Below are 25,520 nucleotides of genomic sequence, written 5' to 3' on the forward strand. Positions count from 1 at the left end.
GTCAGATGCCAGGCGCGCCATAGACCTTGGCGGCGCGCTCTTCGAAGGCCACGGCGAAACGCCGGAAGGCATAGTCGAACATCGAGCCCATCACCATGCCCAGCGCACGGTTCCTGAACTCGTATTCGATGAAGAACACCGCCTTGCAGCCCTCGGGATCGTCTTCATCGCAAGGAAATGTTCGGCATATCGGGCGTCGGCGGATCCGCCTCATGAGCGTCGCCATCGCCTTCGACCTCATCGACCAGATGATGCGCCAGGACTGAGCGTCAGATGCCAGGTGCGCCATAGACCTTGGCGGCGCGCTCTTCGAAGGCCACGGCGAAACGCCGGAAGGCATAGTCGAACATCGAGCCCATCACCATGCCCAGCGCACGGTTCTTGAACTCGTATTCGATGAAGAACACCACCTTGCAGCCCTCGGGATCGTCTTCATCGCAAGGAAATGTTCGGCGATATCGGGCGTCGGCGGATCCGCCTCATGAGCGTCGCCATCGCCTTCGACCTCATCGACCAGATGATGCGCCAGGACTGAGCGTCAGATGCCAGGTGCGCCATAGACCTTGGCGGCGCGCTCTTCGAAGGCCACGGCGAAACGCCGGAAGGCATAGTCGAACATCGAGCCCATCACCATGCCCAGCGCACGGTTCTTGAACTCGTATTCGATGAAGAACACCACCTTGCAGCCCTCGGGATCGTCTTCGAAGCGCCATTGGTTGCGCAGGAAGCGAAAGGGCCCGTCGATATACTCGACATCGATCTGCCGCTTGTCCGGATCCAGCAGAACCTGCGTGGCGAAACTTTCGCGGATCATCTTGTAGGCAACCGTCATGTCGGCGACGAGAAGCGTCGTTCCCTCCCGCTCGCGGCGGGTGCGGATGGTCAGGCGCTCGCACAGCGGTACGAACTCCGGGTAACGTTCCACGTCGGCCACGAGGTCGAACATCTGGCGCGGCGTAAAGGCGACGATACGCTTACTTTCGAATTTCGGCATCGTGCGTCAGGCCGCCTCGGAGGTCTGGCGCGCCAGACGCGCCTTGCGCAGCCGCTCGAAATCTTCTCCGGCGTGATGCGACGAGCGGGTCAGCGGGCTGGCCGCCACCACCAGGAATCCCTTGGTATAGGCAACCGTCTCCAGCGACTTGAACTCCTCCGGCGGTACGTAGCGGATGACGGCATGGTGCTTGCGTGTCGGCTGAAGATACTGGCCGATGGTAATGAAATCGACGTCGGCGGACCGCAGGTCGTCCATCAATTGCAGGATCTCGTTCCGCTCTTCCCCCAGGCCGACCATGATGCCGGACTTGGTGAAGATGGACGGGTCCAGCTCCTTGACGCGCTGCAGCAGTCGCACCGAATGGAAATAGCGTGCTCCGGGACGCACGGTCAGGTAGTTGGACGGCACCGTTTCAAGGTTGTGATTGAAGACGTCCGGCCTGGCGGCCACCACAACCTCCAAAGCCCCCGGCTTGCGCAGGAAGTCGGGTGTCAGGATTTCGATCGTCGTGCCCGGCGCGGCGGCGCGGATCGCGCGGATGGTGCGCGCGAAATGCTCGGCGCCACCATCGGCAAGATCATCGCGGTCGACGGAGGTGATCACCACGTGGTGAAGGCCCATCTTGGCCACGGCGCGCGCGACGCTTTCGGGCTCTCCATCGTCGAGCGCGTGCGGCTTGCCCGTCGCGACATTGCAGAAGCTGCAGGCGCGCGTGCAGATGCCGCCCATGATCATGAAGGTCGCGTGCTTCTTTTCCCAGCAGCCGCCGATGTTCGGGCAGCCCGCCTCCTCGCACACCGTGACGAGGTTTTCCGCCTTTACGATCTCGCGCGTTTCCGCGTAGCCGCGCGACACCGGCGCCTTTACGCGGATCCAGTCTGGCTTGGGCAGCACCGGCGTATCGGGCCGGTGCGCCTTTTCGGGGTGACGTGGCCGGGGTTTATCCCCGGCCCGCGACAAAGTATCGAGAACGGTGACCATGGCTCGTTATTTAACTCCTGCCACGGCCTGCAACAAGGCTCAGGCCCGGCCGCGGATCGCCCGCCAGAGAAAGATCAGCAGGCAGGCGCCCACGATCGCGACGATGAACTGCACCAGATAGGTTTCGGCGGTGAAGATGCCGAAGAGGCTGAGGATGAAGTTGAGCAAAAGCGCTCCGACGATCCCCAGGATGATGTTCGTGAGAAGGCCGATATTGGCCCCCATGATCTTTTCCGCAATCCATCCGGCGAGCCCGCCGAGAATGATGGACATGATGATGCCGACGCCGTTCATGCAACCCACTCCTGTCTGACCTGCGGCGGATTGTGCCGCATGTCAGGTTAGATGGGCGCGGGTGGGGTCGGTCAACCCCGCATGATACGGTACCGGGCCGCCTGTCACATATGGATGACTCGTCCATAGGCGTCCAGGACGCTCTCATGCATCGTCTCAGACAAGGTCGGATGTGGGAACACCGCATGCATGAGTTCCTCTTCGGTGGTCTCGAGGCCCATGGCGATGACGAAGCCCTGGATCAGCTCCGTCACCTCGGCACCCACCATGTGTGCGCCCAGAAGCTCGCCCGTCTTCGCATCGAAGATCGTCTTCACCATGCCTTCCGGCTCGCCCAGGGCGATGGCCTTGCCGTTGCCGATGAACTTGAACCGGCCCACCTTGACCTCGCGCCCGGCTTCCTTTGCCTTCGCCTCGGTCAGCCCGACGCTGGCCACCTGCGGCTGGCAGTAGGTGCAGCCGGGGATCTGGGTGCGGATCATCGGATGCGCGTCCAGGCCCTTGATCTTCTCGACGCAGATGGTGCCCTCATGCTCGGCCTTGTGGGCCAGCATCGGCGCGCCGGCCACGTCGCCGATGGCGTAGACGCCCTCGACATTGGTGCGGCCGTAGGCATCCACCTTGATGATGCCGCGCTCGATCTCGACACCGATGCCCTCGAGGTTCAGGCCCTCAATATTGCCCTGCACGCCAACGGCGGAAATCAGCCGCTCGGCTTTCAGGGTCTGGCTCTTGCCGCCCTGCTCCACCGTCACCTCGACGCCATCCGCACCCCTGGTGACCTTGGCCACCTTGGCGTCGGACAGGATCTTCATGCCCTGCCTCTCGAACTGCTTGCGCGCGATGGCGGCGATTTCGCCATCCTCGACCGGCAGGATCTGCGGCAGCAGTTCCACGACGGTCACCTCGGCGCCCATCGTGCGATAGAAGGAGGCGAACTCGATGCCGATGGCGCCGGATCCCATGACGATCAGGGATTTCGGCATCGCCTTCGGCTTCATCGCCTCGAAATAGGTCCAGATGCGGTCGCCGTCCGGCTCGATGCCCGGCAGCACGCGCGGACGCGCACCCGTAGCGACGATCACATGCTTCGCCTTGTAGGTGCCATGGCCCAGCACCGTCTTGGGCACAGGGTTCTGCGGCTCCACCGCCGGCTTGGTCGCTTCCCCGACCTCGACCTCGACGGGGCCGCCCTTGCCCGCCTTGGCGATGCGGGCCTGACCCCAGATCACATCCACCTTGTTTTTCTTGAGCAGCATGCCGACGCCGCCGTTGAGCTGCGCGGATACCCCGCGCGAGCGCTTGACCACCGCGCCTATGTCGAAATCCGGCTTCTCGATCTTCAGGCCGTAGCTGTCTGCGTGCTCGGCGTAGTGGAAGATCTCGGCCGAGCGCAGCAGCGCCTTGGTCGGGATGCAGCCCCAGTTGAGGCAGATGCCGCCCAGATGCTCGCGCTCGACGACCGCCGTGCGGAAGCCGAGTTGCGCGGCGCGGATGGCGGCCACATAGCCGCCGGGTCCGCCGCCGATGATCAGGATGTCGTAGGTTTCAGCCATGTCAGCGTCCTTACCCTGCCTGTCCGAAGCCGATCAGACCAGCATACCCATCGGATTTTCGATGTATTCGCGGAAGGCCGAGATGAGCTCGGCGCCCAACGCGCCGTCCACGGCCCGGTGGTCCGTCGACAGGGTGACCGTCATGATGTTGGCCACCTTGATCTCACCGTTCCGGACGACGGCCCGCTCCTCGCCGGCGCCAATGGCCAGGATGGTGGCGTGCGGCGGGTTGATGACGGCGGCAAAGTCGCGGATGCCGAACATGCCGAGGTTGGACACGGCGGTGGTGCCGCCCTGATATTCCTCGGGCTTCAGCTTGCGGGCCCGGGCGCGCTTGGCCAGGTCCTTCATCTCGTTGGAGATGACCGACAGGGTCTTTTCGTCGGCACGCCGCACGATGGGGGTAATGAGCCCGCCTTCGATGGACACCGCCACGCCGACATCGGCGTTGCGATGCTTCAGCATCGCGCTGTCCGTCCACGAGACGTTGGCGTCGGGCACCGCCTTCAGCGCGCAGGCCATGGCCTTGATGATCATGTCGTTGACCGACAGCTTGTAGGCGGGCTTCTCGCCCGCTTCCGTGCGGATCATCGGCGCGGCTTCGTTGAGCTGCTTGCGCAACGCCAGCAGCGCGTCGATCTCGCAATCCACCGTCAGGTAGAAATGCGGAACCGTCTGCTTGGATTCCACCAGCCGCTTGGCGATGGTCTTGCGCATGCCGTCATGCGGGATCTCTTCGAAGGACCCGGCCGGGAAGAGCTTGCGGACGGTCTCGTCGCTCATGCCGCGCGCCGGCGCAGCAGCGGCAGGCGCCGGTGCGGCCCTGGCCTCGCCGGCCGGCTGACCGGCAGACGCGGCGGCGGCGGCGGGCTTGGCTCCGCCCTTGGACGCCGCTTCGACATCCGCCTTGACGATACGGCCCTGCGGGCCGGAACCGGTGACGGACGACAGGTCGATGCCGGCCTCCCTGGCGATCCGCCGCGCCAGCGGCGAGGCGAAGACGCGGTCGCCCTTGGGCGCCGTCTCGGCCCTGGCCGGTGCCGACGACGACTGGGCAGGCGCCGAAGACGGCTGGGCAGCGCCGGCTGGCTCCGCCTTGGCTTCCTCGACGCTCGTCTGCACCGGCGCATCGGCCTTCACATCCGCTGCCTGCGCGCCGTCCGACGCGGCGTCGGCGCTGTCACCGTCGGCCGTCAGAACGGCGATGGTCGCATTCACCTTCACGCCCTCGGTGCCGGCGGCAACGAGGATCTTGGCAACGGTGCCCTCGTCCACGGCCTCGACTTCCATCGTGGCCTTGTCCGTCTCGATCTCGGCGATCACGTCGCCAGGCGAGACCTTGTCACCTTCCTTGACCAGCCACTTGGCCAGCGTGCCCTCTTCCATGGTCGGCGAAAGCGCCGGCATCGTCACATTGATCGGCATCGGTCAACACTCCTCAAGCGCGATAGGTCACGGCCTTCACGGCCTCGACGACTTCCTTGGCGGAAGGCAGGGCCAGTTTTTCCAGATTGGCCGCGTAGGGCATCGGAACATCCTTGCCGCAGACCTTGAGAACCGGCGCATCGAGATGGTCGAATGCGCGGACCATGAGTTCGGACGCGATATGCGATCCGACGGACCCCTGCGGCCAGCCCTCCTCCACCGTCACGCAACGGTTGGTCTTGCGGACCGACCGGACAACCGTGTCGATGTCGAGCGGGCGGATGGTGCGCAGGTCGATCACCTCCGCGTCGATACCCTCGGAGGCAAGCTGCTCGGCGGCGGCGACGGCATAGGTCATGCCGATGCCGAACGAGACGATGGTGACGTCCTTGCCCTTGCGGTGAATGCGCGCCTTGCCGATCGGCACCGTCCAGTCGTCCAGCTTCGGAACGTCGAAGCTGTGGCCGTAGAGAATCTCGTTCTCCAGGAAGATCACCGGGTTCGGATCGCGGATCGCCGACTTCAAAAGGCCCTTGGCATCGGCTGCCGTGTAGGGCTGCACCACTTTCAGGCCCGGTATATGCCCGTACCAGGCGGCGTAGTCCTGGCTGTGCTGCGCCGCCACGCGCGCCGCCGCACCGTTGGGCCCGCGGAACACGATGGGGCAACCCATCTGGCCACCGGCCATGTACAGCGTCTTCGCCGCCGAATTGACGATCTGGTCGATCGCCTGCATGGCGAAGTTGAACGTCATGAACTCGACGATCGGGCGCAGGCCGGCAAAGGCCGCACCGACGGCAAGGCCGGTAAAACCATGCTCGGTGATCGGCGTATCGACAACGCGGCGCGCGCCGAACTCGTCCAGCAGGCCCTGGCTGATCTTGTAGGCGCCCTGATACTCAGCGACTTCCTCGCCCATCAGGAAAACGGTGTCGTCCCGGCGCATCTCTTCGGCCATGGCATCGCGAAGCGCCTCGCGGACGGTCGTCTTGACCATTTCGGTACCGGCCGGCACCTCTTCGGCCAGATCGCCATCGACGTCTTCGGGCTCGGGATGCGACAGGCCGGAGGCCGGAACCGGCTTGCCGGCGTTCTTCCCGGCAGCCTCGGCCGCGCCGTCCTCGGCCGGCTTCGGATCGTTCGTGGAACGGCCCGTCGGCTGTTCCTGCTTCCTGGGGGCAGCGTCGTCCACGCTTTCGCCATCGGCAATCAGGATGGCGATGGGCGCATTCACCTTGACGCCCTCCGTGCCGGCGGGCACCAGGATCTTGCCAAGCTTTCCTTCGTCCACGGCCTCGACTTCCATCGTGGCCTTGTCGGTCTCGATCTCGGCGATCACGTCACCCGGCGCAACGTCGTCGCCTTCCTGCTTGATCCACTTGGACAGGGTGCCCTCCTCCATCGTGGGGGAAAGGGCGGGCATCAGAATCTCTGTCGGCATGAGTGCGCCCTCTCAGTTCGCGGACTGCGGTACGGAATCGGCGTAGACGTCGGTCCACAATTCCGAAGCATCGGGCTCGGGGTCGTTCTGGGCGAAATCGGCGGCGTCGGCCACGATGTCGCGAACTTCCCGGTCGATGCCCTTCAATTCGTCCTCGCCGACGTTGAACCGCTCGATCAGGCGCTGGCGCACCTGCTCGATCGGATCGGATTCGGAGCGCATCTTCTGCACCTCCTCACGCGTGCGGTACTTCGCCGGGTCGGACATGGAGTGACCGCGGTAGCGATAGGTCATCATCTCCAGGATGATCGGGCCGTTGCCGCCCCGGCAATGCTCGACCGCAAGGTCCGCGGCCGCCTTGACGGCGCGCACATCCATGCCGTCGACCTGGATGCCCGGAATCTTGAACGAGAGACCGCGATGGGCGAAGTTGGTTTCGGCCGAGGCGCGGCTGACAGCCGTGCCCATGGCGTAGCGGTTGTTCTCGATGACGTAGATCACCGGGAGCTTCCACAGGGACGCCATGTTGAAGGCCTCGTAGACCTGACCCTGGTTGGCCGCGCCGTCGCCGAAATAAGTGACCGAGACCGAATCGTTGCCGCGATAGGCATTGGCGAAGGCCAGGCCGGTGCCGATCGGCACCTGGGCGCCGACGATGCCGTGGCCACCGTAGAAATTCTTCTCTTTCGAGAACATGTGCATCGAGCCGCCCTTGCCGCGCGAGTAACCGCTGCGGCGTCCGGTCAGCTCGGCCATGACGCCCCGTGCCTCCATCCCGGTCGCCAGCATGTGGGCATGGTCGCGGTAGGCGGTGATGATCTGGTCGCCGTCCTTGAGCGCGGCCTGCACACCCACGACAACGGCCTCCTGGCCGATATAGAGGTGGCAGAAGCCGCCGATGACGCCCATGCCGTAGAGCTGGCCGGCCTTCTCCTCGAAGCGGCGCATCAACAGCATTTCACGGTAGGCCGCGAGATCGTCTTCCTTGGTGAAGTCGGCGGGGGCCGGCGTGTCGAAGTGCTCGAGCGTCTTGACGATTTCGGAGCTGGAGGCGGTCGCCCCCTTGCCCTGGACGCTGCTCTTTTGCTTGCCAGAAGCCATAAGCGCCTTCCCTCTGTTAAAGCCCCGCGGGGCGTGTCGGGAAAACGCACTACACGCAATTCAGATGCATCGGCAAGAAGGCGACACAATCTTGCCTCGATTTCGGTTAAATGCCGCAATGCAGCATGATTTAACCGAAATCCAGTTATTACCCGCCGCAGTCAGCGCAGGATGACGATCTCATCTTCATTGCCCATATTGAGGGCACGACGGGCCCTCTCGTCAACCATGTCACGCTGGAGCGAGCCGTCCCGCAGAGATTGAACACGGGTTTCGAGCGCGGCGCGCTCCTTGGCGAAGGCTGCGAGCTGGGCCTCGCGCTGCACGAGCAGCTCGGCCATCTCCTTGCGGGAGTCGACGCCGTAGCGCCCTTCCTGGGATTGGAGCGCAAAGTAGGCCAGCACCGTCATGGTGATGACGGGCACGACAAAAGGTCCAAGTTTGGATCTGCGCTTCTGCTTGGTCCGCATGGGGAACATCTCTCCGCTCGGCGGCAGGATGCTCCCCACACGCTTAATTTTGCATTAATCGCGGCGCTTCAGGATGGAGCGTCCGGCATAGACGGCCTGGTCGCCAAGCTCTTCCTCGATCCGCAGAAGCTGGTTGTATTTGGCCAGCCGGTCGGACCGGGCGAGCGATCCCGTCTTGATCTGCCCGCAATTGGTGGCGACCGCCAGATCGGCGATCGTCGCATCCTCCGTCTCGCCCGAGCGGTGCGACATGACGGCGGTGTAGCCTGCGCGCTGCGCCACGCTGACGGCATCGAGCGTCTCGGTCAACGTGCCGATCTGGTTGACCTTGACGAGGATCGAGTTGGCGACGCCCTTCTCGATGCCCTCGCGCAGGCGCACCGAATTGGTGACGAACAGATCGTCGCCCACAAGCTGGACGCGGTCGCCGACCTTGTCGGTCAGAAGCTTCCAGCCATCCCAGTCGTCTTCGGCCATGCCGTCTTCAATGGAGATGATGGGATAGGCGTCGCACAGCTCGGCCAGGTAGTCGGCAAACTCGGCGGCGGACAGCTTGCGCCCCTCGCCCTCCAGGTCGTAGACGCCGCCCTTGTAGAATTCGGTCGAGGCGCAATCGAGCGCCAGGAACATGTCCTCGCCCGGCTTGTAGCCGGCCTTCTCGATGGACTGGACGATGAAGTCCAACGCCTCGCGCGGGGAGCCGAGATTGGGCGCGAATCCGCCCTCGTCACCGACATTGGTGTTGTGGCCGGCCTCCTTAAGGCTCTTCTTCAGTGTGTGGAAGACTTCCGCACCCATGCGCAGTGCCTCCGAGAAGCTCTCGGCGCCGACCGGCATGATCATGAATTCCTGGAAGTCGATGGGGTTGTCGGCGTGGGCGCCGCCGTTGATGATGTTCATCATCGGCACGGGCAGCACATGCGCGCTGGCGCCGCCGACATACCGGTAGAGCGGCAGGTCAGCCGCTTCGGCAGCCGCCTTGGCCACGGCCAGGGACACGCCCAGTATGGCATTGGCGCCGAGCCGGCTTTTGTTCGGCGTGCCGTCGAGCGCCTTCAAGACGGAGTCGATGCGGATCTGATTCTCCGCCTCGAAGCCGGCGATGGCCTCCAGGATGTCGGTATTGACGCCGGACACGGCCTCCTGCACGCCCTTGCCGCCATAGCGCTCGTCGCCGTCACGCAACTCCACCGCCTCGTGCGCGCCGGTCGATGCGCCGGAAGGCACCGCCGCACGGCCCATCGAGCCGTCTTCCAGCACCACGTCCACCTCGACGGTCGGGTTGCCCCGGCTGTCGAGAATCTCACGCCCGATGATGTCGATGATTGCCGTCATGGCGAGACCCCCTGAATTCGATAGCCAAGGGCCTTTTAGTGGCTCGGACGGCAAGTTGGAACTGCCGTCCGCAATGAAATCTCGACCAGAGGCCGCCACCCCGTCTTTCATTGTCATTTTAGATATGCAGGATATCTTATGCCGATTTTCACATCAGGGATATTTAGATGGCCCAGGCCGCACCCACCTACATCCTCAGCGACGGCGTATCGCAGCGCGTGATCCAGCCCGGCCAACGCGCGACGGTGCAGGCAGTCGCGGGGCGTCGCTACAAGCTCGTGCGCATGGACGCAGCGGGCGCGAAGCCGGTAGCGGATGTCATCGCCGTTGCGGAAGGCGGCACGGACGACGGCCATCTCCACCTCATGACGGGCGACCATACGGAAATCGTCATACGCGACTTCTTCAAGGCACCGGACACCCGGATCGACATTCCACGCCCCGAAGGGGATACGCTGACCCTCGACAAGTCGACGTCTCCCCTGTCACGCGGAGCGGACGGCAGCGACCTCATCGGCATGGCCGGAACGCGAAGTGGCCTCGGCCCGCTCGCCCAGGAGTTTGCCGGGCACTTCGACGTTCTGTCGGCAGACCGGTTCGCAACGGCGCTTGCCTGGAGCGGCGCTCTGGAAAGCGCCGCACCCGCCGCGGCGTCAACCCTGGGCGGCATTCTCGGATCGGCGGTCGGGAGCGCCGGAACGGCAGCCGCCTTCGGTTCGTCCGGCCTTTCGGTGGGCGCCGGTGCGCTGGCGGGTGTGGGCGCCGTCATTGCCGGCGTGGCCGGGGCTTCGGGCTCCAGCAGTTCATCGAACACCAGCACCGATTCCAACACGAATACCACGACGACCACGGATCCGTTGGCCCCGTTGATCTCTATCGAGCCGATCTCCGACGACTACCGGATCAACGCTACAGACTACGAGGCGATCGTCGGAGATAATGATACTGCCGGTGCAGGCCTGACCGTGTCGGGAACGACGGCGCGGGTCGAAAACGGAAACATCCTTACCGTGAAATGGGCCGGATTGGAGAAACAGGTTGCCGTTGTCGACGGGAAGTGGAGCGTCACTTTCTCACCGGAGGAGATTCCGACAACCGACGGCGACTATTCGATCTCGGTCCACGTCAAGAACGCGGCAGGAAAGGAAAAGACCGAGACGCACGGGTTGCCGATTGATCGCACGGCTTCTATCGAAATCGACCCGGTTACCGGCGATGGTGTCATAAGCGCGTCGGAATTGAACGGCGGCATCACGCTGACCGGGAGCACGGACTTCGAGGACGGCCGGTCGATTTCCATCACCGTCGGCGATACCAAGAAGACGGTAACGGCCGCCGGCGGCCGGTGGAGCGCGGCATTCTCCAAGTCCGAACTACCCACCCAGTCCGGAGGGCTAGTCCTCCTGGAGGGTAAGGATACCGCCGGCAACCAGGCGATGATGTTTGCAAACCTTTCCTACGACCTGACGGCATCCATCAGTATCGGCACGATCGGCGGTAACGACCTGCTTAATGCAACGGAGATCGACTCCGGCACCATCGTGGTCAGCGGAACATCCAGCAGCATCGAAGACGGTGGCAAGGTAATGGTTACCTGGGGCGAGGTCAGCCGTGAAGCGACCATTACCTCCAACACCTGGTCGGTAAGCTTTACCGCGGCGGATGTGCCGGCCGACGGAGTATCCAGCATCTCGGCTGCCGCCACCGACAAGGCGGGCAATCCGGCTTCGGCAAGCCACAACCTGACCATAGACCGCGTCGCACCGACGATCGCCATAAACGCGATCGCGACGGATGATCGCGTCAACGCGGCTGAGGCGGCCGCCACCGTCGCTATCACCGGCACGACGAACGCCGCCAATGGAGCCACCGTAACGGTCATCTGGAACGATGTGAGCCAACAAGGCACCGTCACGAACGGTGCCTGGACAGTCGCGTTTCCGACGGGGCAGGTGCCCGGGAACAGTTCCTACCCCATCACGGCAACCGTCAACGACGCGGCAGGCAACCAGGGCTCGGCAACCCGCACGATCGTCGTTGCGAAAGACCAGATGCTGCAAACCATCAGCGCCACTGCCGGCTACCGGATCGATGGAGAATCGGGGGGCGACGACTTCGCCTACAGCATCTCCCATCTGGGCGACGTCAATGGCGACGGCCTGTCCGACCTGATCGTCGGCGCACCGGCAACGTCGGGCGGGGTCGGCGCCGCCTATATCCTGTTCGGCTCCACATCCGGAGGGTTCGGCCAAACCTTCTTCGATCAGGTCGGCGGCAACGGTGCCGACAGCATGGACGATGATGGAACGGCCAAGAGCCTCGCCGGCGGAGGGGGCGACGATGTCATCCGGCTGTCCGCCGCCAGCGTAGCCTACGGCGGCGCCGGGAACGACACGTTCGAAATTGCCAATCAGGCGGTCATCACCGCGCTGGCCTCCAGCTTCGGAAACGCTGGCAACACCACGCAATTGGCGCATATCGACGGCGGCGGTGGCATCGATACGCTGAAGCTGACTGGCAGCGGACTGAACCTCGATCTCGGCAGCATCACCAACCGCAGCGGCGGGACGGCGGTGAACGGCCTGGACAGGTTATCGTCCATCGAGATCGTCGACATCACCGGAAGCGGCGATAACACGCTGACGCTTTCGCTCCAGGATGTGCTGGATCTGGCCGGAAGCAACATCTTCAACGACAGCAATGGGGCAGACTTCGGCGCGTCGGCGTCCAGGCATCAGATGATCGTGAAATCCGATGCCGGCGATCACGTCATCCTGAGTGACCAGGCCGACTGGTTTTCCGCCGGTACCGTGACATGGGGCGGAACGACCTACACAGCCTATATGGGGCTGAATGCCTACGCGGCGATCTACCTGGAGCAGCCAATCGTCTAGTGACAGGCGGGCGACCGGGCAGGACACTGCCCGGTCGCTTCCTCAGAGGGCTTTCGTCAGCCTGTCGATATCGCGCAGGCGCTTCAACATATCTTCCATCCGATCCAGCGGAACCATGTTCGGCCCGTCGGATGGCGCGTTGTCGGGGTCTTCATGCGTTTCGATGAACAGCCCGGCGACGCCCACCGCCACCGCGGCGCGCGCGAGCGTTTCCACGAAGCGGCGCTCGCCGCCGGATGAAGCGCCCTGCCCGCCTGGCTGCTGCACCGAATGGGTTGCATCGAACACGACCGGCGAGCCGGTCTCGGCCATGATCGGCAGCGCCCGGAAATCCGATACCGACGATCACGTCATCCTGAGTGACCGGGCCGACTGGTTTTCCGCCGGTACCGTGACATGGGGCGGAACGACCTACACAGCCTATATGGGGCTGAATGCCTACGCGGCGATCTACCTGGAGCAGCCAATCGTCTAGTGACGGGCGGGCGACCGGGCAGGACACTGCCCGGTCGCTTCCTCAGAGGGCTTTCGTCAGCCTGTCGATATCGCGCAGGCGCTTCAGCATGTCTTCCATCCGATCCAGCGGAACCATGTTCGGCCCGTCGGATGGCGCGTTGTCGGGGTCTTCATGCGTTTCGATGAACAGCCCGGCGACGCCCACCGCCACCGCGGCGCGCGCGAGCGTTTCCACGAAGCGGCGCTCGCCGCCGGATGAAGCGCCCTGCCCGCCTGGCTGCTGCACCGAATGGGTTGCATCGAACACGACCGGCGAGCCGGTCTCGGCCATGATCGGCAGCGCCCGGAAATCCGACACCAGCGTATTGTAACCGAAGGATGCGCCGCGCTCCGTCAACAGCACGTTCGGGTTGCCGCTTTCGGTAACCTTGGCGGCAACGTTGCGCATGTCCCACGGCGCAAGGAACTGCCCCTTCTTGATGTTGACGACGCGGCCGGTCTGGGCGGCGGCGATCAGAAGGTCGGTCTGCCGGCACAGGAAGGCCGGTATCTGCAGGATATCGCAGACGGCACCCACTTCCGCGCACTGTGCCTCGGTGTGAACGTCGGTCAGCACCGGCACGTCGAACTGGCGCGACACCTCCTCGAACACGGGCAGCGCGCCGGTCAGCCCGATGCCTCGCCGGCCGGACAGGCTGGTGCGGTTTGCCTTGTCGAAGCTGGCCTTGAAGACATAGCCGATGCCGAGATCCGAAGTCAGGCGCACCATGCGCTCGGCGATCATCATCGCATGATCGCGGCTTTCCATCTGGCAAGGGCCTGCGATCAGGGTGAAAGGCAGCTTCTGCGAAAAGGAAACCTTGCGCAGCGTCACCGTTTCATTGGCGTGCGACATGGCAGGATATCTCCAACTCTGGCATCAGACGAGGCGCGACCGCTCCACGGCAGCCTGCACGAAGGACGCAAACAGCGGATGCGGCTCGAAGGGCCTCGACTTCAATTCCGGGTGGTACTGCACGCCGATAAACCAGGGGTGATCCTGAAGCTCGACCGTTTCCGGAAGGAGACCATCGGGCGACATCCCGCTGAAATCCATGCCGGCCGCCTCCAGCCGCTCGCGGTAGGCCCGGTTGACCTCGTAGCGATGGCGATGACGCTCGCTGATCTCGGTCGTCCCGTAGATATCGGCGATCCGCGATCCCGGCTTCAGCGACGCCGTATAGGCGCCCAGGCGCATCGTGCCTCCAAGATCGCCCTGTGACGCGCGCGTCTCCAGCTCGTTGCCCTTCAACCATTCGGTCATGATGCCGACCACGGGCTCGGCCGCAGGCCCGAACTCGGTCGAACCGGCATTCTCGACACCCGCCAGCGAACGGGCCGCCTCGATGACAGCCATCTGCATGCCGAAGCAGATCCCGAAATAGGGCACCTTGTGCTCGCGCGCGAAACGCGCGGCCAGGATCTTGCCTTCCGAGCCCCGCTCGCCGAAGCCTCCCGGCACGAGGATGCCGCTGACCCGGTCGAGATAGGGGGTCGGATCTTCCTTCTCGAAGATTTCAGACTCGATCCAGTCGAGCTTGACGCGTACCCGGTTGGAAATGCCGCCGTGCTGCAACGCTTCTATCAGGGATTTGTAGGCGTCCTTCAGGCCCGTGTACTTGCCCACGATGGCGATGGTGACTTCGCCTTCCGGGCTGCGGATGCCGTTGACGACCTGGTGCCAGCGCTCGAGCTTGGGCGCGGGCGCCGGATCGATCCCGAACGCGGCCAGGACCTCGGTGTCCAGCCCTTCCTTGTGATAGGCGATGGGGACATCGTAGATCGTCGCGACATCCAGGGCCTGGATAACGGCGGATTCCCGCACGTTGCAGAACAGGCTCATCTTGCGGCGCTCTTCGCCGGGGATGGGCCTGTCGGCGCGGACCAGCAGGATATCCGGCTGTATGCCGATGGATCGCAGCTCCTTCACCGAATGCTGGGTGGGCTTGGTCTTCAACTCCCCCGCGCTCGGAATATAGGGCATCAGCGTCAGGTGGATGTACACGGCGCCGCCGCGCGGCAGCTCGTTGCCGAGCTGGCGGATCGCCTCGAAGAAGGGCAGCGCCTCGATATCGCCGACCGTGCCGCCGATTTCGACCAGGACGAAATCGACATCCTCGTTGCCGTCCAGCACGAAAGCCTTGATGGCGTCCGTCACGTGCGGAATCACCTGTACGGTGGCGCCCAGATAATCGCCGCGGCGTTCCTTGGCGATGATCTCCTTGTAGATCCGACCGGTGGTGATGTTGTCCATCCTGGTCGCCGGGCGGCCGGTGAACCGCTCGTAATGGCCAAGGTCCAGATCGGTCTCGGCGCCGTCGTCGGTCACGAAGACCTCGCCGTGCTGGGTCGGGCTCATCGTGCCCGGATCGACGTTCAGATAGGGGTCGAGCTTGCGAAGCCGCACACGGTATCCCCTGGCCTGGAGCAATGCGCCCAGTGCCGATGAGGCTATGCCTTTGCCAAGGGAGGAAACCACGCCGCCGGTGATGAATATATATCGCGCCATGGGCCTTCTCGATAACCGCTCACAGGAAAATACGCCAGAGAAAATTTCCGGCTGAATGGAAACGGGGCGCGATGAGCGCCCCGCCTGGCATGTCTTGCAGATGGAGGCCCGTTACTGGGCCTGGCCTTGCGGCGCCGCATCCTGCGGCGTCGTGCCGGGAACCGGCTGCTCCACCGGAGGCACAGTCGGCGCATCCGATGCATTGGGCGCTTCCGGCGCCGGATTGGCAGGCACCTGCTGGGCCGGGGCAGACGGCGTCGCGCCGAAGGGCACGCCCGTCTCGGGCTCGGCCGGGGCGGCGGCGGGCGCTTCGCCCGGCTGCTGGTCGGGCAGGCCGCCAAGCTGATCGAGCAGCGATCCGCCCTCGCCCTCGACTGCGCCGGGCACGCTCTGCCCGGCCGGGACGCGGTCGAAGACATTGGTGGGAGTGCCGCCATAGCGGGCCAGAATCGCCAGAGCCAGGGATGTCGCGAAGAAGCACGCCGCGAGAATCGCCGTCGTCCGCGTCAGGGCGTTGGCCGCGCCGCGCGCCGTCATCAGGCCGCCACCGCCGCCACCGCCCATGCCGAGCGCGCCCCCCTCGGACCGCTGGAGCAGGACCACGACGACCAGCGCCAGAACGACGAGCAGGTGAATGACGATCAGAACGGTTTGCATGGGCGTGTGTCTGCGGCTTTCATCTTCGGAATTGCGGCGTGTCTTATAGGACGAGGCCGAAAATGCCAATCGTTTTAGGCAAACGCCTAGGCGAGCGTCCGCACGCCGTCGCATATCGCGACGATATCGGCCGATTTCAAGCTGGCGCCGCCGACCAGGGCTCCGTCGACATTGTCGACGGCCAGAAGCGTGGCGCAATTGCCGGGCTTTACCGAGCCGCCATACAGAAGCCGCATGGCGCGGCCCGCCTCTCCGAACCTCTCGTACAGGCGGGCGCGGATGAAACCATGGGCCTCGGCCACATCATCCAGGGTCGGCGTCCTGCCGGTGCCGATGGCCCAGACCGGCTCGTAGGCGACGACGACCTGCTCCGCCGTGGCGCCGTCCGGCACCGAGCCGGCAAGCTGGCGGCCGAGCACGTCCAGCGTCTGCCCGGCTTCCCGCTCGCCCTCGGTCTCGCCGATGCATATGACGGCCGTCAGGCCCGCCGCGCGCGCGGCCTCCGCCTTGGCCCGGACGAGCGCGTCGGTCTCGCCATGCAGCGTGCGGCGCTCCGAATGGCCGACGATGACATGGGTGGCCCCCGCATCCGCCAGCATCGTCGCGGAGATGTTTCCGGTAAAGGCGCCCTCCTGGCGCTCGTGGCAATCCTGCCCGCCGACCGGAAAGGCATCGCCTACGGTCTGCGCCGCAGCGGCGACGAGGGTGGCGGGCGTGCAGATCAACAGATCGACATGAGCGAGGTGTCCGTCGGCCACGGCGTCGCGCATGGCGCGCAGCTCTTCCAGGCTGGCCATCAGCCCGTTCATCTTCCAGTTGCCGGCGATCAGCTTGCGTGCGGACATTCCTGCTCTCCCCTAATACGTCGACCGACCGGATAGCCGCAGCGTGGCGCAAAATCAAACCATGCGGCTTGCACGCGCCGCCCACTCCTTCCTATTAGGGGGCGAACCGGCCTATTAGAGGCAAACGGAACAGGAGAACGCCGTCCAATGATGAACCAGATGCGGAAGGGTGTGGGCGGTTTCACCGCCAAGCTTCTGTTGGGCCTTCTGGTGCTCAGCTTCGTCGTCTGGGGCATCGCGGACGGCTTCAACATGGCCGGCAGCCCCAACACCGTCATCTCGGCCGGTGGCACCGATGTCTCCACCCGCGAGTACCAGCAGGCCTACGGGCAGGCGATCAACCGCGTCAGCGCGCAGTTGCAGCGCCGTCCGACGCCCGAAGAGCAGGCCGCCCTGAATATCGACCAGCAGGTTCTGTCGCAGCTCACCAGCGTCGCCCTTCTGGACGAGGAAGCCCGGCGGCTTGGCCTTTCCCTTTCGGACGAGGGCCTGGCGCGCCGCATCGCGAACGAGCCCGCCTTCCGCGATTCGTCGGGCAATTACTCGGCCAACACCGCACGACTGGTCCTGCAGCGGGCCAACCTGACCGAAGAGCAATACGCCGCTGAGGAGCGCAAGATGTCGCGCCGTGTCCAGGTCATGGATGCGGTAACGGGCGGCATGGCCCTGCCCGCCGCCTTCGCCGATGCGATGGGCACCTACAATGGCGAGCGGCGCACCATTGCCGCGATCACGATTCCGCCCATTCCCGCATCCGAAATCCCCGAGCCGGACGAGGCGGCCATACAGACGCTGTACGACGACACCTCCGAGGATTACGCAATCCCCGAGCTGCGCTCCTATTCCTATGTCGCACTGGTGCCCGAGCAGCTCTTCGACCCGGCCTCCATCACCGAGGACGAGATCGAAGCCGAGTACACCGGCAACATCGCAGACTTCACCACCCCCGAACGGCGCCGCGTGCAGCAGATCGTCTTCCCCGACCGGGCAGCGGCAGACGCGGCGGCGGCGGCCATCGCCGGTGGCCAGAGCTTTGCGGATGCGGCGCGCGCCGCCGGCCGCAGCGATGCCGACGTGGAGCTGGGGCTGCGCACGGCCGACCAAATCCCCGATACGGTGGTGCGGGATGCGGCCTTCGGCCTCCAGCCGAACCAGCCGAGCGGCGTCGTGGAAGGGCTGTTCGGGCCCGTCATCGTGCAGGTTACCGAAATCCAGCCGGCCGAGGTCCGCAGCCTCGATGCCGTGCGCGACGAAATCCGGCAGCAGCTTGCCGCGCTGCGTGCCAATGCCCGCGCCACGGAAGCCTACACCGCCATCCAGGATTCGCTCGGCTCGGGTGCGACGCTTGCCGAAGCCGCGGAAGCCGCCGGACTTGAGCTGACCTCCGTCCAGGGCATCGACCAGAAGGGCCGCAATGCCGACGGACAGGAAATCGAGAACCTTGTCGGCGGCAGCGACCTGTTGACCGCCCTTTTCCTGGCCCAGCCCGGAACGGCGACGGAGCCGGTCAATTTCGCGCCCGGCTCCTATGTCTTCTTCGACCTGACGGACGTCGAGGAGGCGCAGGAGCGGCCGCTCGACGAGGTCCGCGACCGCGTCGTCGCGGACTGGAAGACCGACGAGGGCGACCGCCTCCAGGAAGAGCGCGCCAAGGCGATGGTGGAGCGCGCCAGGGCCGGAACCAGCCTCGCCGACATCGCGGCCGAGGCGGGCCTTTCGGTCCAGACGATATCCGGCCTGACGCGCGCCAGCGGCCCGTCGCAGATCGGGCAGCCGGCTACGATGGCCGCGTTCGAGGGGCCGCAGAGCCACGTTGCCGACGCCCCCGCATCCACGGACGGCGCCTGGATGGTTCTGCAGGTCACCGAGACATCCCTGCCGGCAGACCCGCGTGCGAGCGTGCAGGCCGGGCTTGTGGACCAGATGAACGACATGGCCGACAACGACCTGTTGCAAGGCTTCGTGGCGCGCCTGCAGCGCGATATCCCGGTCGAATATCATCAGCAGGCGATGGACCAGGTGCGCGGGGTGCTGCAGTGACAGCGGGGCTGAAGCCGCTTCTCGCCAAGGTCGCCGACCGTCAGGTGCTGACGCGCGAGGAGGCCCGCGCGGCCTTCTCGGTGCTGATGTCGGGGGATGCGACGCCCTCGCAGATCGGCGGCTTCCTGATGGCCCTGCGCGTTCGCGGCGAGGCGGTGGACGAGATCGCCGGTGCGGTCGACGTCCTGCGCGCCCATATGGCGCGCGTCGAGGGCGTGGACGAGGACGCGGTGGACATCGTCGGCACCGGCGGCGACCATGCGGGCACGCTCAACATTTCCACCTGCACGGCCTTCGTCGTCGCCGGCTGCGGCGTTACGGTCGCCAAGCACGGTAACCGCGCCCTTTCGTCCAAATCCGGCGCGGCCGACGTCCTGGCGGCGCTTGGCGTCGATGTCGACCTGCCGCCTGAGGCCATCGGCCCGGTGATCGCAAAGGCCGGCATCGGATTCATGTTCGCGCCGACGCACCACTCGGCCATGCGCTTCGTAGGTCCGAGCCGTGTCGAGCTCGGCACCCGCACCATCTTCAACATGCTGGGTCCGCTGGCCAACCCCGCGGGCGTGCGCCGCATGCTGCTGGGCGTCTACGATCCGCAATGGCTGCTCCCCTTGGCCCAGAGCCTTGACGCCCTTGGCATGGAACGGGCCTTCGTCGTGCATGGCGACGGGCTGGACGAGATCACCGTCTGCGGGCCAACCGAGATCGCCGTGCTCCGCAACGGCGCGATCAGCGGTTTCACGATCACGCCGGAGGAGTTCGGCCTGAAACGCCGGCAGCTCGACGAGATCCGCGGCGGCGACGGCGCGGCCAATGCCGTGGCCCTTCGACGGGTGCTCGAAGGCGAGTTCGGGGCCTATCGCGATATCGTGCTGTTGAATGCGGCGGCGGCCCTGTGCGTCGCCGGCCGGGCGGACGACATCGGCGAGGGGCTGGTGCAGGCGGCCCGCGCCATCGACGACGGCTCCGCGCTGCATAGCCTCGATACGCTCGTGGCGACTACACGCGAAAGCAGGAAGGCCATCGCATGAGCGACATTCTGGCAAAGATCGAAGCCTACAAGCTGGAAGAGATCGCTGCGGCGAAGGCAAAAACCTCGCTCGGCGAACTCGAGGCCCGCGCCCGCGCCCAGTCGGCGCCACGCGGCTTTGCCGATGCCCTCGCCCGGGCACAGGCAGCGGGCGGTTACGGCCTGATCGCCGAGGTCAAGAAAGCGAGCCCATCCAGGGGAGTGATCCGGCCCGACTTCGAGCCGGCGCTTCTGGCACAGGCTTATCAGGCGGGCGGCGCCGCCTGCCTCAGCGTCCTGACCGACGGGCCGAGTTTCCAGGGCGCGCCGTCCTTCCTGACGGCGGCGCGGGAAGCGACACATCTGCCCGCCCTGCGCAAGGACTTCATGTTCGACACCTATCAGGTGGCGGAGGCGCGCGCCTGGGGCGCGGACGCGATCCTGATCATCATGGCCAGCCTGGACGACGCCAAGGCCGCCGAAATCGAAGATGCGGCGATCCATCATGGCATGGATTGCCTGATCGAGGTGCATGACGAAACCGAGATGGAGCGCGCGCTGAAGCTCAGATCGCCGCTCGTCGGAATCAACAACCGCAACCTCAGAACCTTCGAGACAGACCTCGCGGTAGCCGAGCGGCTTGCCCCGATGGTGTCCGAGGGGCGCATACTCGTGGGGGAAAGCGGCATCTTCACCCATGCCGACTGCGAGCGCCTGGCACGATCCGGTATCCAATCCTTCCTGGTCGGCGAAAGCCTGATGCGGCAGGACGACGTTGCCGCCGCCACGCGCCGCCTGCTGGGCCTGCCCATCCATGGAGAGGCGGTTTGATGGCGGGTACCCTCACCCATCTCGACGCGACGGGCGCGGCGAGCATGGTGGATGTCGGCGACAAGCCGGCCACACGGCGCGAGGCAATGGCCGAAGGGCTTGTCATGATGCGTCCGGAGACGCTGGCGCTGATCGTGGACAATGCCGTGCGCAAGGGCGACGTCGTCGCCATAGCGCGGATCGCCGGCATCATGGGTGCCAAGAAAACCAGCGAACTCATCCCCCTGTGCCACCCGCTGATGCTCGACAAGGTGTCCGTGGATATCGCACCGGAACCGGCCCTGCCCGGCCTGCGCGTCACGGCCACGGCACGCGTCTCCGGCCCGACCGGCGTGGAGATGGAAGCGCTCACGGCGGTGTCCGTGGCCTGCCTCACCATCTACGACATGGCCAAGGGCGTGGACCGGGACATGGCGATCTCCGGTATCCGCCTGCTGGCCAAGTCGGGCGGCCGTTCCGGCGACTGGCGGGCGGAAGGATCGCCGTCTTGAGCCTGATGCCGGTGGAGGAAGCCCTCTCCCGGCTTCTGCGCGGGGTGGACCCCATTCCGGAAACGGAAACCGTCGCGCTGCGCGCCGCCGCGGGGCGCGTCCTTGCCGACGATATTACCGCCCTGCGGACGCAGCCGCCATTCGACGCTTCCGCAATGGACGGCTACGCCGTGCGGGCCGCCGATGCCTTCAAGGGCGCGGTCCTTCGGGTTATCGGCATTTCGGCCGCAGGCGCGGCATTTGCCGGCACCGTCGAGCCCGGAGCCGCCGTGCGCATCTTCACCGGTGCGCCCCTGCCGGCGGGCGCGGACACGGTGCTGATCCAGGAAAACGCGACGCTCGAAGCGCCGGACGCGTTGCGTGTCGATGTCGCGGCGGAACCGGCCCGTCATATCAGAAAAGCCGGGCTCGACTTCGCGCAAGGGGCCGTGCTGCTGCGGGCGGGCCTGCATCTGCGTGCAGGCCACGTCGCGCTTGCCGCCAGCGCCGGCCACCCGCAACTTCCCGTCCGGCGTCGGCCGCGCGTTGCGATCCTGGCCACCGGCGACGAACTGGTGATGCCGGGCGAAAGCACCGGCCCCGACCAGATCGTGGCCTCCAACGGGTTCGGCCTTGCCGCGATGGTGGAGGCCCATGGAGGCGAGGTGCTGGACCTCGGCATTGCCCCGGACGACCAGGCCGTGCTGGAGGCCCGGCTTGCGGAAGCAGAGGATGGCCGCGCGGATGTCGTCGTGACCATCGGCGGCGCCTCCGTCGGCGACCGGGACCTCGTCGCTCCTGCCCTTCGGGCGCGCGGCGTGGATCTGGATTTCTGGAAAGTCGCCATGCGCCCGGGAAAGCCGGTCATGGCCGGGCGCAAGGGCGCGCTGCGGGTTATCGGGCTGCCGGGCAACCCGGCATCCACGATGGTGGCCGCAACCCTGTTCCTGCGGCCCCTCGTCCGCTGTCTCGCGGGGCTCGGCGCCGATCCGGGTTTCCAGCACGGCGTCCTGTCGGCGGCCATGCCGCAGGGCGGCGAGCGTGCCGACTTCGTCCGCGCCCGGCTGCACCACACGGCAGAGGGCCTGCCGCAGGTAGAAGCCTTGCCACGGCAGGACTCCTCCCTTCTTTCCATCTACGCCCTTGCGGATGCGCTGCTGTACCGCCCGCTCGCCGCCCCCGCCGCGCAGGCCGGCCAGGAATGCCTGTTCATTCCCCTCGATTGAGGCGCCATGAAAGCTTGCAGAACACAACTGGAACAGCTAGGTTTGTTCTGGTTTTGTTTTTGATCGATTCCGGGGGCGGCACGTGCTAACGCGCAAACAGCATGATCTCTTGATGTTCATTCACGAGAGGCTGCAATCCGCCGGCGTCCCGCCTTCCTTCGACGAGATGAAGGACGCGCTCGACCTTCGGTCGAAATCCGGCATCCACCGCCTGATCACGGCCCTCGAGGAGCGTGGTTTCATCCGCCGCCTGCCCAATCGGGCGCGGGCGCTGGAAGTCGTCAGGCTACCCGAGTCGATGGCACGCGGCGGCCGGGCCGCCGCGTCTGCCCCGGCCCCTTCCAACGTCGTTTCGCTTGCCGAGCAGTCTGCTGCATCGGGTCTCGCCGCGCGCCGCCGGGTTGCCCCCGCCGCAAACGATGCCGATGCCGGCATCAGCGTCCCCGTCATGGGCCGGATCGCGGCCGGCGTACCTATATCCGCAATCCAGAACAACACCCATAGCCTGACACTGCCACCGGACATGATCGGCCCCGGCGAACATTATGCGCTGGAGGTTTCCGGCGATTCGATGGTGGAAGCCGGGATTCTGGATGGGGATACGGTCGTGATCCGCCGGGTGGATACGGCAACGCCGGGCGATATCGTGGTCGCGCTGGTGGATGACGAGGAGGCAACCCTCAAGCGGTTCCGCCGCAAGGGAACCGCCATCGCCCTGGAAGCAGCCAACCCCGCATACGAAACCCGGATATTCAGTTCGGACCGTGTGCAGGTGCAGGGGCGGCTGGTGGGTCTGATACGGCGTTACTGACAGTATTTTCCGCCGTCCCGTCGGTTTGCGCTTCGCCACCCTTCTTCCAGTATTCCGGCCATGCCGCCAGTCTGTGCACGTTCCATTCCTGCGGATCGGCCGGGATGGACGGCGTCAGCACGAGCTTGCCCCCATCACCGCGGGATATTGCAAGGGAGCCGGTCCGGCGCAGGCTGCGCAAGGTGACCAGCGTTGCGCCGCCGTTCGGACACCGTCCACGGCGAAGCGCCCGCGCCACAATCACAAGGTCTGCCTGCGCGCAGAGCCTGTCCGTCTCCTCTATGGAGTCGGTCCACGCCAGCCGGATGCCGGATGCGGTGGCAAGCTGGCAGGCAGGCGGTTCGCATGGTATCGGCCCATCCGCGTCGGGCGGACCGTAGCGGCGTTCCCACTGGTCGGCGATGAACCGGCCTGGACGCTTGCCTAGATGGGCAAGCCCCCCGGGCGCAACCAGCGCGACCTTCATGCCATCCTCGAAGATCAGGATATCCGGCGGGGCTTGCCCACCCACGGCAAGGTAGCCGCCCACGATAGCCGCCGGCAACGCCAGCCAACGCAGCGCGCTGGCCATGAAGCACGCAAGAAACAACGCAAGCGAGAGGGCTATCAGTGACGCTGCGGGCAAGGCCATGCCGCCCTGGTCGGGGAAGGTCTCGGCCAGAAAGCGCGTGACGACGAAGACCATGGACAGCCCCCATCCCATGACATGGAGGAATAGCGCGTCGAGGCCGAACGGCATTGTGAGCGCCGAGGCAAGGGCCGCCGGCATGACCCAGAAGCTGAACAGGGGCATGGTCGCCACATTGGCGAGGATGCCGTACGGCGCCAGCCTTTGAAAATGATACAGGCCGTAAGGGGCGGTCGCGGCCCCGGCCACCGCCGATGCGATGCAGGCGACGGCAAGCCACGCAAAGGGGCGCAGGCGCCTCTCTTCGCCGTGTGGCGTCTGCCACCGCCGCGTCAGCACAGCGGCCAAGCCAACCAGTGCGGCGGTTGCGGCAAAGGACATCTGAAAACTGGCCGTCAGGGCCGCATGGGGCGCGATCGCCAGGACGGCGATGGCCGCAAGCGTGACATTGCGCAGCGTCAGCGCCGGCTTCTCTGCAAGGACGGCAGCCAGCATGATCGCGATCATGATGTAGGAGCGCTCCGTCGCGACATTCGGTCCGGCGATCGCCATGTAGCTCGTCGTTGCCATCAGCGCCGCGACGGCACCCGCCTTGCGCGGCGGGACCAGCAGGAGGTTCGGTGGCACGAGAACGAGCAGGCTGCGCACGGCCGCCATCACGAACCCGGCCACGAGCACCATGTGAAAGCCCGAAATGGACAGGACATGCGACAGGCCGGTGATGCGGAAGATGGCGTCGATGTCGTCGGGTATGCCAGTGCGCTCGCCCGATATCAGCGCGGCGGCGACCGCCCCCTCCGCGCCCGGCAGGACCGCCCTGATTCTTTGGGACATGTCGACGCGAAGGCCGACGAGCCATTCGGCGAAACGCTCCGATAGCGACGATGGCGTTTCGCGAGGGACCGTGTCCGGCGGGCCCAGCGAGAAGCCGTAGGCTCCGACGCCGTCGAAGAAGGCGCCGAAGGCGAAATCGTATCCATCCGGGAAGGCCGGTCCGCTGGGCGGCCCCAGGCGCACCAGGCCGCGATAAATGCCGCCAATGGGGATAGGCTCGTGACGGCTGGAGACGGCGATGCGTATGCGTTGGGGCGGGCGCGACAGCACCGGCCTTTCCGTTGCCGCCAAAACCACGACGTAGCGCATCTTCCCGTTTTCATCGGCTTCACGCATCGCAACGCGCCCCGTCACGTAGACGGTGGCGCTGCCCGACAGGATCGTGGTCGGCGTCCGGGCGAGTTCCAAGTGGCAGAGAAGCTGGCCGGAGGCAAATGTGCACACCAGCGCCAGCAATGCCCTCAGGGCGCCGCGCGTCAGCGGCGAAGCCCTGTTCGCGACATGCAGTGCCGCCAGGGCGGCAACGCAGATGCCCAGGCAGTATGGCGGCGAAATCCGCAGGTCGGCCGCATAGAAGAACGCGATGGCGACGATGAGACCCGGTGGAACGAAGTGGATCGAGGTGCGTGCCGATGCCTCGCGCTCGAGTGCTGAACGCAGTCGACTCATTC

General features: G+C 65.6%; 22 protein-coding genes and 3 pseudogenes. 8 read left to right on the forward strand and 17 right to left on the reverse strand.

The features are described from left to right. Window position 1: 1 nt before the first annotated feature. The 11 genes and pseudogenes from IGS74_RS12970 to eno all read right to left on the reverse strand — a co-directional run. A pseudogene (locus IGS74_RS12970) lies at window positions 2–136 on the reverse strand (type II toxin-antitoxin system RatA family toxin); the annotation flags it as partial. A 133-nt stretch (window positions 137–269) separates the two neighbouring features. Then, window positions 270–419 (reverse strand): annotated as a pseudogene (locus IGS74_RS12975) (type II toxin-antitoxin system RatA family toxin); the annotation flags it as partial. Between the two features lie 119 nt (window positions 420–538). Further along, a complete protein-coding gene (locus IGS74_RS12980) occupies window positions 539–994 on the reverse strand; it encodes a type II toxin-antitoxin system RatA family toxin (RefSeq protein ID WP_192386650.1) in 456 nt (151 codons plus the stop codon). Window positions 995–1,000: 6 nt separating this feature from the next. Then, window positions 1,001–1,978, reverse strand: a complete 978-nt coding sequence (lipA, locus tag IGS74_RS12985; protein ID WP_039193774.1) for a lipoyl synthase — start codon at window positions 1,976–1,978, stop codon at window positions 1,001–1,003. Window positions 1,979–2,017: 39 nt separating this feature from the next. After that, window positions 2,018–2,272, reverse strand: a complete 255-nt coding sequence (locus IGS74_RS12990) for a GlsB/YeaQ/YmgE family stress response membrane protein (RefSeq protein ID WP_039193770.1) — start codon at window positions 2,270–2,272, stop codon at window positions 2,018–2,020. A gap of 104 nt (window positions 2,273–2,376) precedes the next feature. Further along, complete coding sequence (gene lpdA, locus IGS74_RS12995) at window positions 2,377–3,828, reverse strand: dihydrolipoyl dehydrogenase (protein ID WP_192386652.1); 1,452 nt, start codon at window positions 3,826–3,828, stop codon at window positions 2,377–2,379. A 33-nt stretch (window positions 3,829–3,861) separates the two neighbouring features. After that, the gene (locus tag IGS74_RS13000) at window positions 3,862–5,253 is read right to left on the reverse strand and encodes a pyruvate dehydrogenase complex dihydrolipoamide acetyltransferase (RefSeq protein ID WP_192386654.1); all 1,392 of its coding nucleotides are present in this window, start codon (window positions 5,251–5,253) and stop codon (window positions 3,862–3,864) included. A gap of 13 nt (window positions 5,254–5,266) precedes the next feature. Beyond that, window positions 5,267–6,694 (reverse strand): pyruvate dehydrogenase complex E1 component subunit beta, encoded by a 1,428-nt coding sequence (locus tag IGS74_RS13005; protein ID WP_192386656.1) that lies wholly within the window; start codon window positions 6,692–6,694, stop codon window positions 5,267–5,269. A gap of 12 nt (window positions 6,695–6,706) precedes the next feature. Then, a complete protein-coding gene (gene pdhA, locus IGS74_RS13010; protein WP_192386658.1) occupies window positions 6,707–7,795 on the reverse strand; it encodes a pyruvate dehydrogenase (acetyl-transferring) E1 component subunit alpha in 1,089 nt (362 codons plus the stop codon). Between the two features lie 161 nt (window positions 7,796–7,956). After that, a complete protein-coding gene (locus IGS74_RS13015; RefSeq protein ID WP_192386660.1) occupies window positions 7,957–8,265 on the reverse strand; it encodes a septum formation initiator family protein in 309 nt (102 codons plus the stop codon). A 54-nt stretch (window positions 8,266–8,319) separates the two neighbouring features. Then, window positions 8,320–9,600, reverse strand: coding sequence for a phosphopyruvate hydratase (eno, locus tag IGS74_RS13020; protein ID WP_039193757.1), 1,281 nt, complete (start codon window positions 9,598–9,600; stop codon window positions 8,320–8,322). A 167-nt stretch (window positions 9,601–9,767) separates the two neighbouring features. Here eno and IGS74_RS13025 point away from each other — a divergent pair, with 167 nt between their 5' ends. Next, window positions 9,768–12,494 carry an FG-GAP repeat protein gene (locus tag IGS74_RS13025; RefSeq protein WP_192386662.1) on the forward strand — a complete coding sequence of 909 codons (2,727 nt, stop codon included), beginning with the start codon at window positions 9,768–9,770 and terminating at the stop codon, window positions 12,492–12,494. Window positions 12,495–12,536: 42 nt separating this feature from the next. Here IGS74_RS13025 and IGS74_RS13030 read toward each other — a convergent pair. Beyond that, a pseudogene (locus IGS74_RS13030) lies at window positions 12,537–12,833 on the reverse strand (3-deoxy-8-phosphooctulonate synthase); the annotation flags it as partial. Here IGS74_RS13030 and IGS74_RS13035 point away from each other — a divergent pair. Next, complete coding sequence (locus IGS74_RS13035; RefSeq protein ID WP_192386664.1) at window positions 12,805–12,969, forward strand: hypothetical protein; 165 nt, start codon at window positions 12,805–12,807, stop codon at window positions 12,967–12,969. The pseudogene IGS74_RS13030 and the gene IGS74_RS13035 overlap by 29 nt on opposite strands. 42 nt (window positions 12,970–13,011) lie before the next feature. Here IGS74_RS13035 and kdsA read toward each other — a convergent pair whose 3' ends face one another. The 4 genes from kdsA to tpiA form a co-directional block, all read right to left on the reverse strand. Beyond that, window positions 13,012–13,845 (reverse strand): 3-deoxy-8-phosphooctulonate synthase, encoded by an 834-nt coding sequence (kdsA, locus tag IGS74_RS13040; protein WP_192386666.1) that lies wholly within the window; start codon window positions 13,843–13,845, stop codon window positions 13,012–13,014. A 24-nt stretch (window positions 13,846–13,869) separates the two neighbouring features. Further along, the gene (locus IGS74_RS13045) at window positions 13,870–15,498 is read right to left on the reverse strand and encodes a CTP synthase (RefSeq protein WP_192386668.1); all 1,629 of its coding nucleotides are present in this window, start codon (window positions 15,496–15,498) and stop codon (window positions 13,870–13,872) included. Between the two features lie 111 nt (window positions 15,499–15,609). Next, window positions 15,610–16,155: a preprotein translocase subunit SecG gene (gene secG / locus IGS74_RS13050; RefSeq protein ID WP_192386670.1), complete on the reverse strand. Its 546-nt coding sequence runs from the start codon at window positions 16,153–16,155 to the stop codon at window positions 15,610–15,612. Between the two features lie 86 nt (window positions 16,156–16,241). Then, window positions 16,242–17,000: a triose-phosphate isomerase gene (gene tpiA, locus IGS74_RS13055; protein ID WP_192386672.1), complete on the reverse strand. Its 759-nt coding sequence runs from the start codon at window positions 16,998–17,000 to the stop codon at window positions 16,242–16,244. Between the two features lie 147 nt (window positions 17,001–17,147). Between tpiA and IGS74_RS13060 the strand changes: the two genes are divergently transcribed. The 6 genes from IGS74_RS13060 (at window position 17,148) to lexA (ending at window position 23,387) form a co-directional block, all read left to right on the forward strand. Further along, window positions 17,148–19,040 carry a peptidylprolyl isomerase gene (locus tag IGS74_RS13060; RefSeq protein ID WP_192386674.1) on the forward strand — a complete coding sequence of 631 codons (1,893 nt, stop codon included), beginning with the start codon at window positions 17,148–17,150 and terminating at the stop codon, window positions 19,038–19,040. Continuing rightward, the gene (gene trpD / locus IGS74_RS13065) at window positions 19,037–20,071 is read left to right on the forward strand and encodes an anthranilate phosphoribosyltransferase (RefSeq protein WP_192386676.1); all 1,035 of its coding nucleotides are present in this window, start codon (window positions 19,037–19,039) and stop codon (window positions 20,069–20,071) included. Before IGS74_RS13060 ends, trpD begins: the two co-directional genes overlap by 4 nt. Continuing rightward, entirely contained in the window at window positions 20,068–20,880 is an 813-nt protein-coding gene (trpC, locus tag IGS74_RS13070; protein ID WP_192386678.1) for an indole-3-glycerol phosphate synthase TrpC, read from the forward strand. Before trpD ends, trpC begins: the two co-directional genes overlap by 4 nt. Then, window positions 20,880–21,371, forward strand: a complete 492-nt coding sequence (gene moaC, locus IGS74_RS13075) for a cyclic pyranopterin monophosphate synthase MoaC (RefSeq protein WP_039193727.1) — start codon at window positions 20,880–20,882, stop codon at window positions 21,369–21,371. Before trpC ends, moaC begins: the two co-directional genes overlap by 1 nt. A 5-nt stretch (window positions 21,372–21,376) precedes the next feature. Beyond that, entirely contained in the window at window positions 21,377–22,576 is a 1,200-nt protein-coding gene (gene glp, locus IGS74_RS13080; RefSeq protein ID WP_192391790.1) for a gephyrin-like molybdotransferase Glp, read from the forward strand. Window positions 22,577–22,658: 82 nt separating this feature from the next. Continuing rightward, complete coding sequence (gene lexA, locus IGS74_RS13085) at window positions 22,659–23,387, forward strand: transcriptional repressor LexA (RefSeq protein ID WP_192386680.1); 729 nt, start codon at window positions 22,659–22,661, stop codon at window positions 23,385–23,387. Here lexA and IGS74_RS13090 read toward each other — a convergent pair. Continuing rightward, window positions 23,329–25,518: a ComEC/Rec2 family competence protein gene (locus tag IGS74_RS13090; RefSeq protein WP_192386682.1), complete on the reverse strand. Its 2,190-nt coding sequence runs from the start codon at window positions 25,516–25,518 to the stop codon at window positions 23,329–23,331. The genes lexA and IGS74_RS13090 overlap by 59 nt on opposite strands. Window positions 25,519–25,520 lie beyond the last annotated feature (2 nt).

This window comes from Aureimonas sp. OT7 (assembly GCF_014844055.1).
In the GTDB taxonomy this organism is placed as follows: Bacteria; Pseudomonadota; Alphaproteobacteria; order Rhizobiales; family Rhizobiaceae; genus Aureimonas; species Aureimonas altamirensis_A.

What these genes read in the sequence shown, in the direction of transcription:
- IGS74_RS12980 (WP_192386650.1), bottom strand. Translation starts at nt 994, where the DNA reads ATGCCGAAATTCGAAAGTAAGCGTATCGTCGCCTTTACGCCGCGCCAG.
- lipA (WP_039193774.1), bottom strand. Translation starts at nt 1,978, where the DNA reads ATGGTCACCGTTCTCGATACTTTGTCGCGGGCCGGGGATAAACCCCGG.
- IGS74_RS12990 (WP_039193770.1), bottom strand. Translation starts at nt 2,272, where the DNA reads ATGAACGGCGTCGGCATCATCATGTCCATCATTCTCGGCGGGCTCGCC.
- lpdA (WP_192386652.1), bottom strand. Translation starts at nt 3,828, where the DNA reads ATGGCTGAAACCTACGACATCCTGATCATCGGCGGCGGACCCGGCGGC.
- IGS74_RS13000 (WP_192386654.1), bottom strand. Translation starts at nt 5,253, where the DNA reads ATGCCGATCAATGTGACGATGCCGGCGCTTTCGCCGACCATGGAAGAG.
- IGS74_RS13005 (WP_192386656.1), bottom strand. Translation starts at nt 6,694, where the DNA reads ATGCCGACAGAGATTCTGATGCCCGCCCTTTCCCCCACGATGGAGGAG.
- pdhA (WP_192386658.1), bottom strand. Translation starts at nt 7,795, where the DNA reads ATGGCTTCTGGCAAGCAAAAGAGCAGCGTCCAGGGCAAGGGGGCGACC.
- IGS74_RS13015 (WP_192386660.1), bottom strand. Translation starts at nt 8,265, where the DNA reads ATGCGGACCAAGCAGAAGCGCAGATCCAAACTTGGACCTTTTGTCGTG.
- eno (WP_039193757.1), bottom strand. Translation starts at nt 9,600, where the DNA reads ATGACGGCAATCATCGACATCATCGGGCGTGAGATTCTCGACAGCCGG.
- IGS74_RS13025 (WP_192386662.1), top strand. Translation starts at nt 9,768, where the DNA reads ATGGCCCAGGCCGCACCCACCTACATCCTCAGCGACGGCGTATCGCAG.
- IGS74_RS13035 (WP_192386664.1), top strand. Translation starts at nt 12,805, where the DNA reads ATGATCGGCAGCGCCCGGAAATCCGATACCGACGATCACGTCATCCTG.
- kdsA (WP_192386666.1), bottom strand. Translation starts at nt 13,845, where the DNA reads ATGTCGCACGCCAATGAAACGGTGACGCTGCGCAAGGTTTCCTTTTCG.
- IGS74_RS13045 (WP_192386668.1), bottom strand. Translation starts at nt 15,498, where the DNA reads ATGGCGCGATATATATTCATCACCGGCGGCGTGGTTTCCTCCCTTGGC.
- secG (WP_192386670.1), bottom strand. Translation starts at nt 16,155, where the DNA reads ATGCAAACCGTTCTGATCGTCATTCACCTGCTCGTCGTTCTGGCGCTG.
- tpiA (WP_192386672.1), bottom strand. Translation starts at nt 17,000, where the DNA reads ATGTCCGCACGCAAGCTGATCGCCGGCAACTGGAAGATGAACGGGCTG.
- IGS74_RS13060 (WP_192386674.1), top strand. Translation starts at nt 17,148, where the DNA reads ATGATGAACCAGATGCGGAAGGGTGTGGGCGGTTTCACCGCCAAGCTT.
- trpC (WP_192386678.1), top strand. Translation starts at nt 20,068, where the DNA reads ATGAGCGACATTCTGGCAAAGATCGAAGCCTACAAGCTGGAAGAGATC.
- moaC (WP_039193727.1), top strand. Translation starts at nt 20,880, where the DNA reads ATGGCGGGTACCCTCACCCATCTCGACGCGACGGGCGCGGCGAGCATG.
- glp (WP_192391790.1), top strand. Translation starts at nt 21,377, where the DNA reads ATGCCGGTGGAGGAAGCCCTCTCCCGGCTTCTGCGCGGGGTGGACCCC.
- IGS74_RS13090 (WP_192386682.1), bottom strand. Translation starts at nt 25,518, where the DNA reads ATGAGTCGACTGCGTTCAGCACTCGAGCGCGAGGCATCGGCACGCACC.